The organism is Streptomyces sp. LUP30 (genome assembly GCF_001746365.1).
GTDB lineage: Bacteria > Actinomycetota > Actinomycetes > Streptomycetales > Streptomycetaceae > Streptomyces.
Genome location: NZ_MJAJ01000002.1, coordinates 110,603 through 123,539, shown reverse-complemented (window position 1 = coordinate 123,539; position 12,937 = coordinate 110,603). Strand labels below are relative to the sequence as shown.

The following is a 12,937-nucleotide window of genomic DNA, read 5'->3' as shown; positions in this document are numbered from 1 at the left end:
GGGCGCACCGGCGGATTTCCGCGTGTAACGGGACATCAGCGATGTGACGTGCGTCACGTTGATCATCGATTGGTGGCTCTGTAGCGTGGCCTGGGTATTCAATCTGTAGGTCCTTGAGATCGCGGGCAGTTGAGGCGGCGACCCGGCGCCGGGCGCCTGGCTGGCCCAGGAAATTACCCGCCATGTACGCAGGTGGCGAAGAATTCGGACCAATGGAATTCGGGGGACTGTTCAGTGGAGTCGAATTCATATCCAACCGGTGTCTCCACCAGTGAGGCCGCGGGTCTGGTGGAGAGTCTTTGGAGTGAGATTCTGGGGCCCGGCGCCGATACCGGCACCGGATTTCTGGAGAACGGTGGCGATTCATTCCGTGCGGTCCTGCTGACCACCCGTCTGTACGAACTGACGGGGCGTGAGATCGAGTACCTCGACGTGCTCGAGGCGGACGGAGCCGGGGCGATCGCCCGTCTGCTCACCACCGACACCCCGGGGAGCTGACCCATGGGCTGGGAACTGGCGCCCAACCAGATCGACCTCTACACCGCCGACCACGCCACCGACGACCCCGCCACATATCTCGTGAACGCGGTCTACCGGATCACCGGTCCCGTCGACTCGGACCGGCTCGCCCGGAGACTGGAGCGACTCTCCGCCGCGCACCCCGTGCTCGTCGCCCGGGTGGTCCAGGACGGAACCTCCTGGTTACTCGAGGAGACGCCCGACCGCCCGCAACTGCTGTGCGTCACACTCGACACCGACCCGGACGGCACGGCGGCCCGGCAACGGGTGCACGACGAACTGCGGGTACCGCTGGACCTGGCCGAGGGCCCGCTGCTGCGGGTCATCCTGCTCCGGTACCGGCCGGACACCGCCGATCTGCTGCTCGTGGCGCACCACCTGGTCGTCGACGGGCACTCCCTGGCACTGATCGCCCGCCTGCTGCTGACCGACGAGCCCGGCACCTCCGGTCCCGCCTTCGCCGACTGGGCCGCGACCGCCCGCGACCGGCAGGCCGCCCGCACCGCCGACGCGGCCGCGATCCGTGCCGAACTCGCCGCCGCGGACAGCGCGCCCTCCCTCGACTGGGCCGCGCCGGACGGCCCCCCGCCCCGGGACGAGCCCACCGGCGGAGTCGCCGAGGCCCTCGTCCCCGCCGCGCTGCACGAGGGCATCCGGCAGCTGGGCGCCGACCTCGGCGTCACAGCCCACTCGGTGGTGCTGGCCGCCGCGGGGTTCGTCATCGGCCGCAACTCCGGCTGCTCCCGGCCGGTCGTCGGTACCACCGTCTCCCGCCGCCCGGCCGCCCACGCCACCACGGTCGGGTACTTCAACACCACCACGCCGGTGCCCATCGGGCTCGACGACGAGATCACCGTTTCGGACTTCCTGCGCGCCGTGCACCGGCGCGGAATGCGGGCGTACCGCGACTCGGACGTGCCCCTGTCTGCCGTCTGGCCATCCTCCGGGGGCCCCACACCACAGGTGGTGCTGGCCGCGATCGACGCCCTGCCGCACCTCACCGACGGCGAGCTGACCGCCGAACCGCAGCAGGACCAGGGACTCGGCACGGCCCACTTCCCGCTCACGATAGGCCTCTACCAGCAGCCCGGCCGGCAGGGCGGGGTCCGGATGCTGCTGCGGCACCAGCGCGCCCTGGTCGACGACTCGGCCGCCGCCCTCTTCTTCCGACAACTGCTCTACGTGCTCGGTGAGTTCACGAGGACTCCGGATCGGCTGCTCGGCGCCGTGGACACCCTGCCCGGCCCGGAGGTGCTCGCAGGGCTGGACACCGGGCGCGGCGCGCCGCTCGACGTGCCCGCACCCACCCTGACCGAGCTGTTCGAACAGCAGGCCGCCACCGTCGCCGACAGAACCGCCGTCGTCTGCGGCGCCGACCGCCTCACCTACCGCGAACTCGACGAGCGCTCCAGGGCCCTGGCCGTCGCGCTCGGCGAGGCCGGGGTGCAGCCCGGCGACCGGGTCGGCGTCTGCCTGGACCGCGGCACCGGCCAGGTGACGGCCGTCCTCGCCGTGCTGCGCGCCGGAGCGGCCTATGTGCCCCTCGACCCGGACTATCCGCCGCAGCGCCTCGCCTTCGTCGTCGAGGACACCGGCCTGCGCACCGTCATCACCCGGGAGGGACTGCTGTCCGGGACGCAGGGGTTGCGCCTGGTCCCGGTGGACGCCGAGCCCGAGGACCCGGACCGGCCGCTGCCCTCCCCGACCCCCGACACCACGGCCTACGTGATCCACACCTCGGGGTCCACCGGCCGGCCCAAGGGCGTTCTGGTGAGTCACCGCAACGTGGCCGCCCTGCTGGCCGCCACGAAGCAGGAGTACGCACCCGGACCGGACGACGTCTGGTCGTACTTCCATTCCCTGGCCTTCGACTTCTCCGTCTGGGAGATCTGGGGCTGCCTGCTGAGCGGCGGCCGGCTCGTCGTCGTCCCCTACGACGTCTCGCGTGACGCCGAGGCGTTCCACGCCCTGCTGCGTGCCGAGGGCGTGACCGTCCTCAACCAGACGCCGTCCGCGTTCGCCCAGCTCGTGAACACCCGGGCCTTCCACGACGGCGGCCTCGCGGTACGGCTGCTCATCTTCGGCGGCGAGGCCCTGGACCGCGGCATCCTGCTGCCCTGGATGGACCGCTATCCGCAGGACGTCTGCCGCGCCGTCAACATGTACGGGATCACGGAGACCACCGTCTTCTGCACCTGGCACACCGTCGACCACGCCGAGGCACGGCGCGGCAGCCGCTCCATCGGACGCCCCGTCCCCGGCTGGGACATCCACGTCCTGGACGGTCGCGGACGCCCGGTCCCCCCGGGCGTGCCCGGAGAGATCTACGTCGGTGGCGCCGGCGTCACCCAGGGATACCTGGACCGGCCGGAGCTGAACGCCGAGCGGTTCCTGGAAGGTCTGCCGGTCCTGCCCGGCCGGCGCCTCTACCGCAGCGGCGACCTGGGCCGCTTCCTGCCCGACGGCCGACTGGAGTACCTGGGCCGGCTCGACGAACAGGTCAAGATCCGCGGACACCGCATCGAGCCCGGCGAGATCCGGCACTCCCTGCTGGAGGACCCGCGCGTGCGGGCCGCCGCCTGTGTGGTGCGCACCCCCGGCGGACCGGAGACCGCGCGGGTGGACGCCTATGTCGTCACCGACCGTCCCGACGCGCTGGACGACATCCGCCACCGGCTCGCCGACCGGCTCCCCGGCCATGCGCTGCCCGCCACCCTCACCCAGGTGCCCGAGCTGCCCCTGACCCCGAACGGCAAGCTGGACACCGCCCGGCTGCCCGACCCCGCGCCGGCCGTGGCCACCGCCGGCCGGGACGCGGGGCCGGCGGAACCCGACGGGCCCTGGTCGGCCATGGCCGCGACCTGGCAGGAGGTCCTGGGCGTGCCCGTCGGCGCGGACGACAACTTCTTCGACCTCGGCGGCACATCGGTGCAGGCGGTCCTGCTCATCAGCGCCCTGCGCGAGGCGGACTTCCCCGACGTTCGCCTGCGGGACGTCTTCCGCAACTCCACCCCCAGGCGGCTGGCCGCCGCGCTCGACCAGCGCCCGGCGCAGTCATGACCCGACGAGTCCGGGCCGGGGGAATGGACCGTCCTCGACCCGGTCGTCCGTTCCCGGCCTGGTCGCACGCACCTGAAGGAGCACCGGCATGACTGAGTCGGACCGCCCTGACAACGCCGTGGCCGTCGTCGGACTGGCGCTGCGGGTCCCCGGGGCGTCGGACCCCGGTACGTTCTGGGCGAACATCCTCGCGGGCCGGGTCTCCCTGCCCGCCGCCCGGGAGGACCGCGTGAACCCGGCCGACGGGCCGCTGATCGCGGGCCAGATCGACCGCTACGAACACTTCGACGCCGAACTGTTCGGCATGACGCACGCCCAGGCGGCGACCACCGACCCGCAGCACCGCGTGCTCACCGAACTGACGTGGGAGGCCCTGGAGGACGCCGGGCTCGACACCGAGCGGGAGGACGGCCGGGTCGGTGTCTTCGTCGGCTGCGGACCCGACGACTACCTGCACCATCACGTGCTGCGCAACGACCGCGTGGTGCGCTCCCAGGGCCCCGAGCAGATCCTGTTCGGCAACTCCCGCGACTACCTCGCCACGGCCCTGTCGTACCGGCTCGGCCTGACCGGCCCCAGCATGACGGTGCAGACGGCGTGCTCGACCTCCCTGGTCGCCGTCCATCAGGCCGTGCGCAGCCTGCTGACCTACGAGTGCGACATCGCCGTCGCGGGCGGTGTGACCGTCTTCCCCGTCGAGCGGCCCGAGTACCGGTGGTCCGAGGGCGGCATCTACGCGCCGGACGGCCGCTGCCGTGCCTTCACCAGGGGCAGCGGCGGAACCGTTCCGTCCGGCGGGGCCGGAGTGGTGGTGCTGCGGCGATCCGCCGACCTGCCGGACCGGGGCCGGGCAGCCCGGGCCCACATCGTGGGCAGCGCCGTCAACAACGACGGCGCCGACCGGATGGCCATGTCCGCGCCGAGCCCGCGCGGGCAGGCCGAGGTGATCCGGGAGGCCCTGGAGGTCGCCGGACTCGCCGCCGAGGACATCGGCTACGTCGAGGCCCACGGCACCGGCACCGTCCTGGGCGACCAGGTCGAACTGGCCGCGCTCGCCGAGGTGTACGGCGCCGCGACGCCAGGCTGCGCCATCGGCGCGGTGAAGCCGAACGTCGGCCACACCGACAGCGCCGCCGGAGTGGTGGGGCTGATCAAGACGGTGCTGGCCCTCCAGCACGACACCCTGCCGCCGGTCCCCGCCCAGCCGGGCGACGGCCCGGACGCCGAGTTGGGCGCGGCCAGGTTCTTCGTCCCCCGCCAGGCCCGGCCGTGGAGCGGGACGGTGCCGAGTGGCGCCGCCGTCAGCTCCTTCGGGCTCGGCGGCACCAACGCGCACGTGATCCTCGCCCCGGGCGCCGCCGGACCCGCCACCGACGGCCCCCGGGCGGCCGGCGAGCCGGAAGCCGCCGACGGCCCCCGGGTGGCCGTGTTGACGGCCGCCACACCCCAGGCCCTGCGCGACCGCGCCCGGGACCTCGCCGGCTGGCTGGACGGACCCGGAGCGGACACCGGCCTCGGCGACGTTCTCGGCACCCTCTGGCACGGGCGGCGCCACCTGGCGCACCGGGCCGCGATCGCCCTGCCCGCGGAGCCCGGGCAGGCACACGCGGCACTGCGAAAGGGCCTGCGAGAGGTGGCCGAGGGCGCGGACGTGCCGCCCGCCGGGACCGAGCCCACCGTGGCCGTCCTGCTCCCCGGGCAGGGCGTGCGGCTGTCGGCGGCCGACGCACCGGCCGACCGGGACCCGGCGTTCGCGGCCGACCTGACCCGGTTGCAGGACGCCGTGCTGCGCGCTGGGGGGCCCGACCTGCGGGACTTCACGACCTGGGACGGCGACGATCCCCGGCTGCTGGACACCGCGGTCGTACAGCCGCTGCTGTTCACCCTGGGCCTGGCCCACCTGTGGTGGCTGGAGCGCAGGGGTGTGCGGCCCGACACCCTCCTCGGACACAGCATCGGCGAACTGACCGCCGCCGCGTACGCCGGAGTGTTCGACGTCGAGGACGCCGCGGCGGCCGTGGTCCGGCGCGGGGCGCTGATGGGCGAGGCCCCGCCCGGAGCGATGCTCGCCGTGCCGATCGAGGAGGCGGCCGCACGCGTGATCGTCGCCGGGCTCCCCGCCGACCTGTGCGGCGTCAACGGCCCCGACGACGTCGTCCTCGGCGGCGATCCCGCCACCGTGGCCGAAATCGAACGGCGGTGCGCCGAGCGCGGGCTCGCCACCACCCGGCTCGCCACCTCCCACGCCTTCCACACCCGCTCGATGGAAGAGGCCGCCGCCTCTTTCGAGGAGTTCCTGCGCACGCTGCGGCTGTCCGCACCGCGCACCAGGGTGATCTCCAACGTCTCCGGCGCGGAGCTGACACCCGAACAGGCCACCGACCCCGGCTACTGGGCGGCACAGCTCCGCGGGACGGTACGGCTGGCCGACGCCGTCCGCACCCTGCTCGCCGGTCCCTGCGACGTGGTCGTCGGTGTGGGCGGCAGCCGGTCGCTCACCAACCCGGTGCGCCGCGCGGCCCGCGCCCTGGCCACGGCACGGCCGCCCCGGATCGTCGACATGCTCGGCGGCTCCGGCCAGGACGTGACGCTCGCCCGCCACACCGCCCTGGGCCGGCTGTGGGCGGTCGGCTGCGCCGTCGACCTCGCCCCACCCCACCCGGACCGGCCCGCCCCGCTGCCGCGCTACCCGTTCGCGGACACCCGGCACTGGATCGAGGCGCCCGGCACACCGTCCGACGACATGGCCGACGCCCCGCCCGGCGTCCAGGAGGCCGACGCTCCCGCCGGCGACGACCGGCCGGCCGTCCCCGCCGCGCAGCCGGCACCCGAGGTGAGCGACATCGCCGCCGTGATCACCGAGATCTGGCAGGAGGCCTTCGGCGGGGCGCCCCTCACTCCCGAGGACAACTTCTTCACCCTCGGCGGCACCTCGCTGCAGGCCGCGCAGCTCATCAGCGTCATCAACGACACACTGCTGCTCGCCCTGGTGCTCGGGGACCTGTACGAGCACTCCGACCTGGCCGCGTTCATCCGCCGGGCCGAGGAACTGGCCGGCGAACGCGACGACGAGGAACTCCTCCGGCTGCTCAACGAGATCGAGGAAGCGCCGTGACCGACCTGTCCCACCGTCTGGCCGCCCTCACCCCCGAACAGCGCAGGCTCCTCGGGCGCAGGCTGCAGAACCGCACGGCCCGCGAACCGGCCGGGGCCGCGGCCGCCGGCGTTCCCGAGCGGCAGAGTCTCTACTTCTTCGCGAGCGCCGACGCCGTCTCCGCACCGGAGTACTACCGCTTCGTCCTCGACGCGGCACGCCAGGCCGACACCGCCGGACTGCACGCCGTCTGGCTGCCGGAGCGCCACTTCGTCGACTTCGGCGGGCACTCGCCCAACCCGGCCGTCCTCGCCGCGGCCGTCGCCGTGCAGACCGAGCGGGTGCAGATCCGGGCCGGCAGCGTCGCCGCCCCCCTGCACCACCCGGCGCGCATCGCCGAGGACTGGTCCGTCGTCGACAACCTCAGCGGCGGGCGGGCCGGCATCTCCTTCGCCAGCGGCTGGCATCCCGACGACTTCGTCCTCGCCCGCACCGACTACGCACAGCGGCGCGAGACCACCCTGCGGATCATCGACCAGGTACGGGCCCACTGGCGGGGTGAGAAAGTGAGCCACCCCACGACCGCGGGCGGCACCGCCGCCGTCCGCACCGGCCCCGCGCCCGTACGACGCGACATGCCCGTCTGGCTCACCTCGGCGGGCAGCTCCGCGACCTTCGCATCGGCCGCCCGCGCCGGGCTGGGCGTGATGACCGCGCTGCTCGGCCAGACGATGCCTCAGCTGCGGGAGAACATCGCCCACTACCGCGAGGAGTGGCGCCGCGCCGGCCACCCGGGGGACGGCGACGTGGTGGTCATGGTGCACGCCTATGTCAGCGAACGCGCCGACCTGGAGGACTTCCTGCGCCCCGCGATGCACGGCTACCTGAGGGCGTACCGGAGCCAGACCACCGCACCCGGCGAGGACGAGACGCTGCTGCTGGAGAGCGCCTACCTCAACTACCTCGCCGGCCCCTCCCTGCTGGGACCGGCCGCCAAGGCGGCCGCCGTCCTCGGACAGCTGCGGGAGGCGGGCGCCGACGAGGTCGGCTTCCTGGTCGACTTCGGTCTGCCCACCACCGAGGTGCTGGCCGCCCTGCCCGCCCTGTTCGCCTGTGTCCCCGCGGAGCGTGACCGATGACCGCAGCCGCCGACAAAGCCGCCCTCACGGCCCGGCTCGCCGGCCTCACCCCGCAGCAACGGGCCGCTCTGGCCGCACGGTTGTCCCGCAAGCGCCAGGGGCCTCCACCACTCGTGCAGCGGACCGGACCGCGCGACACCGCGCCCCTGGGCATGGACCAGGAACGCCTGTGGATCCTCGACCAGCTCTACCCCGGCACCGTCACCTACACGCTCGGCTTCGGACTGCGCTTCGTCGGGGAGTTCCACCGCGACGCGTTCGAGGAAGCCGTGTCCACCGTGGTGCGCCGGCACGAACTGCTGCGCAGCACCGTAGAGGTGGACGGCGCGCAGCCACGGCTGCGCCTGCACCCGGACCTCGGCGCGGACCTCGCCTTCGCCGACCTGTCGGGAGGTCCGGCCGAGGAGAAGGAGCTGCGCCGGAGAGAGTTCGTACGGCAACAGGTGCGGCGCCCCTTCGACCTGTCCCGGGATCCGGTGCTGCGCATCGGCGTGGCCGACCTCGGCGGCGGCGACCACCAGATCGTCCAGACCATGCCGCACTCCTTCACCGACCAGTGGTCGTACGTGCGGCTCAACCGCGAGCTGCTCGAGGCCTACCGGGCCCGGCTGGAGGGCCGTGAGCCCGAACTGCCGGTCCTGCCCGTGCAGTTCGGCGACTACGCGCAGTGGCAGCGCGCCTACTTCGAGACCGAGTACGGCGAACGCCACCGCGCGTTCTGGCGCGACTACCTCGCGGACGCACCGGACGTGCCCCTGCTGCCGTACGACCACCCGGTCGAGACCGGCGACCGGCTCGGCCGCCAGCACAACTTCGTGCTGGACAAGGGCATCGCCGCCGCGTTCATCAGCCGCGCCAAGGCCGCCCGCACCACCGTCGCCAACGCCATGGCGGCCGCGTACGCGGCCCTGCTGTACGAGGAGAGCGGCGAGCGCGACATCCTGATCGGGGTGCCCAGCGTGACCCGCGGCCAGGCCGCCGTGCAGGATCTGGTCGGCTTCCTGCTCACCAACGTGCCGCTGCGGATCCGGCTGCCCGAGAACCCCACCCCGAACGACTTCCTGGCCGCGACCCATGCGGCGGGCGCGTCCGTCGCGGCCCACCACGAGACGCCGTTCGGGGAGATCGTCCGGGCTGCCGCCCCCGAGCGGACCGCGCACGGCTACCCGCTGCTGCGCACCATGCTGGTCCACCTGGACCTGGCCGAGACGGTCTCCTACGAGGTGCCCGGCGCCACCGTCTACGCCAACGCCGTGCCCGAGGGCATCTCCTCGATGGACGTCACCGTTGCCTGGTGGCACCTCGGCGACCTGGTCTACGGCCGGTTCGAGTACCGCACCGCCCTGTTCGAGCCGGAGACCGTGGACCGGCTCGCCCGGCGGCTGCTGCAACTGGTCGAGCTCTTCGCCACCTCCCCGGACACCCCGCTCGTGAGCCCCGCCGCCCGGGCCCGTGAATCCGTCGCCGCCGCCTGGCGCGAGGCGCTCGACCGGGACACCGCCGGACCGGACGACGCCTTCGCCGCGAGCGGAGGCACCCCGCTGCTGTCCGCACGGCTGGCCCGGCTGCTGCGCGGCGCGGGCTTCGACGCCGGGCCCCGGGACATCGGGTCCGGCACCACGCCCGCCGAACTGACCACACGGCTCCTGGCGCGCGGGAACCCGCTGCGGCCGGGCACCCCGCCGGACACCGCGGTACCCGGTCTGGTCGGGGTCTCGGAGGACTACCTGGAGCGCCTCTTCGCCGACGCGAGCGGCGCCCCGGTCCGCGAGGTCTCGCCCCCCACCCGTCAGGAGGACACCCCATGACCACTGCGGCGGAACCCGGGCGAGCGGCGCCACGCCGCCGGCCGCTGTTCGTACTGCTGCTGGCGCACTACCTGTCGTCGTTCGGCAACGCCATCACGGTGATCACCGTCCCGCTGTACGTCCTCCACGCCACCGGCAGCTCCGTCTCCACCGGACTGGCCGGCTTCGCCAACACCCTTCCGCTGATCTTCGCCGGCGCCGTCGGCGGGGTCTGGATCGACCGCGTCGGCGGCAAACGGATGAGCGTGCTGTGCGACGTCGTCGCGGGCGTCTCCATCGGACTGGTCCCGCTGCTCGACGACACCGTGGGGCTGCCGCTGCCCGTCCTGATGGGACTGCTCTTCGGCCGCAGCCTGGGCTCCACGCCGACCGGCGCCGCACGGCAGAGTCTGATCAAACCGCTCGCGGAGCAGGGCGGGGTCCGGCTGGCGAGCGCGAACGCCTGGATGCAGGGCGCTCCCAGGCTCGGCCTGCTGGTCGGCGCACCGCTGGCCGGCCTGCTGGTCGCCGTGTCCGGACCGGTGACCGGCATGTACGTCGACTCCGCCTCCTTCATGCTCTCTGCCCTGCTCGTCGCGGTCGGTGTGCCCCACGGCCCCGGTCACACCTCCGCCGGGCAGCCCCGGGAGGGATTCCTGCGGCAGCTCGCCGAGGGCGCCAAACTGGTCCGCGGGATACCCGTGGTCGGCGCCATGACGGCGTTCGTCTTCGTCACCAACTTCCTCGACGACGCCTTCAACCCGGTCATCCTGCCCGTCTACTCGGACCAGGTGCTCGACAGCGGCCAGTACCTGGGCTGGCTGGTGGCCGCCTCCGGCTGCGGCGCCGTCGTCGGCACGTTCGGGTACGGTCCCGTCAGCGCCCGCTGGCTCACCAGCCGCCGCTGGACCCTGCTCGGCTGCTTCCTGGGCATCGGCGCCCTGCGACTGACCCTCGCGGGCATGCCGGGCGTGGTGCTGAGCATCGTGATCTCCTTCCTGCTCGGCCTGGCGGCCGGCCCGCTCAACCCGGCGCTGTCCACGGTGATGCTGGAGAAGGTCCCGGCAGCCGTCTTCGGCCGGGTCTTCGCCCTCACCTCCGCCGTCGGGATGAGCGCCGCCCCGATCGGCATCCTGGTGGCCGGCTGGTCGATCCACGGCATCGGGCTGCGCGGAACCCTGCTGTGCTTCGGCGCCACCTACATCGTCCTGGTGCTCGTCTCGCTGCGCAGCCGCGCGCTGCGCGACATGGACGCCCCGCCGGCGCCGGCCGAGGAGTCCGCGGACACCGACAAGGAGATGGTCCGTGAGTGACGAGGCAACGGTCCGGGTGCAGCGGGCCTCCGCGCTGGAACGGCAGTTCTGGGTCGGCGAGCAGATCGCGCCGTCGGCCCGGGCCAACCGGGCCCTCGCCCTGATGCGCGCCGACGGTCCGGTCGAGCACGGGGCGCTGGCAACGGCGCTGAGCGCGGTCGCCGCCCGCCACGAGGCGCTGCGGACCGCGTTCGTCGTCGAGCGGGGAGAGTTGTGGCGCAAGGTGCTCCCTCCCCGGGAGGTCCCGCCCCCGCTGTACCTCCCCGCGGGAACCGGCGGTCACGACGCGACCGCCGCCCTGCTGGCGGACGACTCCCTCGACCTTGCCGCAGGGCGGCTGTTCCGGGCGGGCGTGGCATCCGACGACACGGGAGCCACGGTCTACCTGGCGGTGCATCACATCGCGTTCGACGGGATGTCCCAGGAGATCTTCGCCGCCGATCTGGCCCGCGCCTACGCCCTGGCCGTCACCGGCGAGGACCCCGTGCTGCCCGTCCGTGAACGGGCGGAGCCCGCCGCCCTGGCCCCCGATCAGCGCGCGGAACTCGCCACCCACTGGCGGACGATGCTGGACGGGGCGGCCGACCTGCCCCTCCCGGGTTCCGCCGCCGGCCCCGGACCCGGTCAGCGGCAGCTGGCCCAGGCCGAACTGACCGAGGAGAGCAGTGAGTTACCGGCTGCCATCTGGCAGGCGGTGCGTGCCCGAGCCCGGCACAGCGGCTGCTCGCCGTACGCGGTGCTGCTCGCGGCCCTCGGCCGGGCACTCGCCGAACTCACCGGCGGCGCCGGCTTCTGCGTCGGAACGCCGGTGGCCGCCCGGACGGCCGGCCAGAGCGACGAGATCGGCTATCTGACGAACACACTGCCCGTGCGCATGCCCGAACTGTCCGGGCCCGGAGCCGTCGAACGGGTCTGGGGAGCCCTGCGTGAGAGCGTCATCGGTTCCGCGCTGCCGTGCGACGAGATCATCCGTGCCGCCCGGACGGCCTCCGGCCGGCGGATGCCCGTCTACCAGGCGCTGTTCGCCTTCGAGAACTGGGAGCGTGCGGAACACGCCGCGGGCCCGGTGCGGATCCGCGCCCTCCCCGTCCCACCCGTCGGGGGACACGCGGAGATCCAGCTGCAGGTGACCGAGCTGCCCGCCGGCACCCTGCACTGCGTCGCCCAGGCCCCGCTCAGCAGCCCCTGGCAGGGCCGGTCGGCCGCCCTGCTGCGCGCCTTCGACGACGAGCTCCGTCTCCTGTGTGCCGACGCCGCCACCCGACCCCCCGGCCAGGAGAACACCGTATGACCACCTCAGTGATGTGCCTGCCCTACGCGGGCGCGGGTGCGGGCGTCTACCGCCCCTGGCAGCTCCAGGAGTCCGCCGTACTTCGCGCCGTACCGATCCAGGTCCCCGGGCGGGAGCGGGAGTTCGGCAAGCCGTTCTACCGTGACTTCTCCGAGGCCGCCGCCGGAACCGCGCGGCGCATCCGGGAAGCCGCCGCGGACGGGCGGCCGTTCATCGTCTTCGGGCACAGCTTCGGTGCTCTGCTCGCCTTCGAGGCCGTCCGGCACCTGGTCGGCACCGGCGGCCCGCTGCCCCGGCACCTGGTGGTCAGCGGCTCCGTCAGCCCCTCCCACCGGCAGGCCGAGCGGCTCGACGGTGACGACGAGGAGGTCGTCGCGCGGGCCAGGGCCGTCGCGTGCCGGGACATACCGGAGTACGCCGACCCCCGGCTCCGGGAGATCCTGCTGCCGGTCATGAGGGCGGACGTGAATCTGCTGGCCGGTTACCCGCCGCCCGCCCGTGATCCGCTTCCCGTGCCGATCACCGCGATCCGCGGCGACCAGGACCACCTCGTGCCCGAGACCGAGTGGCTGGACTGGAAGGCCTTCACCTCCGTCGGCTTCGACGCCGTCGAGTTCGCCGGGGGCCACATGTACGTGACGGACTGGTGGCCGGAGCTGTGGAAGACGCTGGAGCAACTCGTGTGAACACCCCCCGAGAGCGAGGTGTGCGCACGCCCGGTCGCCCAAGGCGTG

At 73.6% G+C, this 12,937-nt stretch carries 8 protein-coding genes; all 8 read left to right on the top strand.

Annotated features, from left to right (window positions below):
* Positions 1-234: 234 nt before the first annotated feature.
* Positions 235-498 (top strand): phosphopantetheine-binding protein, encoded by a 264-nt coding sequence (locus BG482_RS02555; RefSeq protein ID WP_141746534.1) that lies wholly within the window; start codon positions 235-237, stop codon positions 496-498.
* 3 nt (positions 499-501) lie between these two features.
* Positions 502-3,579, top strand: coding sequence for an amino acid adenylation domain-containing protein (locus BG482_RS44870; RefSeq protein WP_069767161.1), 3,078 nt, complete (start codon positions 502-504; stop codon positions 3,577-3,579).
* A gap of 88 nt (positions 3,580-3,667) precedes the next feature.
* Positions 3,668-6,694, top strand: a complete 3,027-nt coding sequence (locus tag BG482_RS45770) for a type I polyketide synthase (protein WP_069767160.1) — start codon at positions 3,668-3,670, stop codon at positions 6,692-6,694.
* The gene (locus BG482_RS02540; protein ID WP_069767159.1) at positions 6,691-7,812 is read left to right on the top strand and encodes a MupA/Atu3671 family FMN-dependent luciferase-like monooxygenase; all 1,122 of its coding nucleotides are present in this window, start codon (positions 6,691-6,693) and stop codon (positions 7,810-7,812) included. Before BG482_RS45770 ends, BG482_RS02540 begins: the two co-directional genes overlap by 4 nt.
* Entirely contained in the window at positions 7,809-9,620 is a 1,812-nt protein-coding gene (locus BG482_RS02535; protein WP_069767158.1) for a condensation domain-containing protein, read from the top strand. Before BG482_RS02540 ends, BG482_RS02535 begins: the two co-directional genes overlap by 4 nt.
* Positions 9,617-10,912, top strand: a complete 1,296-nt coding sequence (locus BG482_RS02530) for an MFS transporter (RefSeq protein WP_069767157.1) — start codon at positions 9,617-9,619, stop codon at positions 10,910-10,912. The genes BG482_RS02535 and BG482_RS02530 overlap by 4 nt, the downstream gene beginning before the upstream one ends.
* A complete protein-coding gene (locus tag BG482_RS02525) occupies positions 10,905-12,203 on the top strand; it encodes a condensation domain-containing protein (protein WP_069767156.1) in 1,299 nt (432 codons plus the stop codon). The genes BG482_RS02530 and BG482_RS02525 overlap by 8 nt, the downstream gene beginning before the upstream one ends.
* The gene (locus BG482_RS02520; RefSeq protein WP_069767155.1) at positions 12,200-12,889 is read left to right on the top strand and encodes a thioesterase II family protein; all 690 of its coding nucleotides are present in this window, start codon (positions 12,200-12,202) and stop codon (positions 12,887-12,889) included. The genes BG482_RS02525 and BG482_RS02520 overlap by 4 nt, the downstream gene beginning before the upstream one ends.
* The last annotated feature ends 48 nt before the right edge of the window (positions 12,890-12,937 follow it).

Coding starts and splice junctions, on each gene's coding strand:
- BG482_RS44870 (WP_069767161.1), top strand. CDS start 502: ATGGGCTGGGAACTGGCGCCCAACCAGATCGACCTCTACACCGCCGAC.
- BG482_RS45770 (WP_069767160.1), top strand. CDS start 3,668: ATGACTGAGTCGGACCGCCCTGACAACGCCGTGGCCGTCGTCGGACTG.
- BG482_RS02535 (WP_069767158.1), top strand. CDS start 7,809: ATGACCGCAGCCGCCGACAAAGCCGCCCTCACGGCCCGGCTCGCCGGC.
- BG482_RS02530 (WP_069767157.1), top strand. CDS start 9,617: ATGACCACTGCGGCGGAACCCGGGCGAGCGGCGCCACGCCGCCGGCCG.
- BG482_RS02520 (WP_069767155.1), top strand. CDS start 12,200: ATGACCACCTCAGTGATGTGCCTGCCCTACGCGGGCGCGGGTGCGGGC.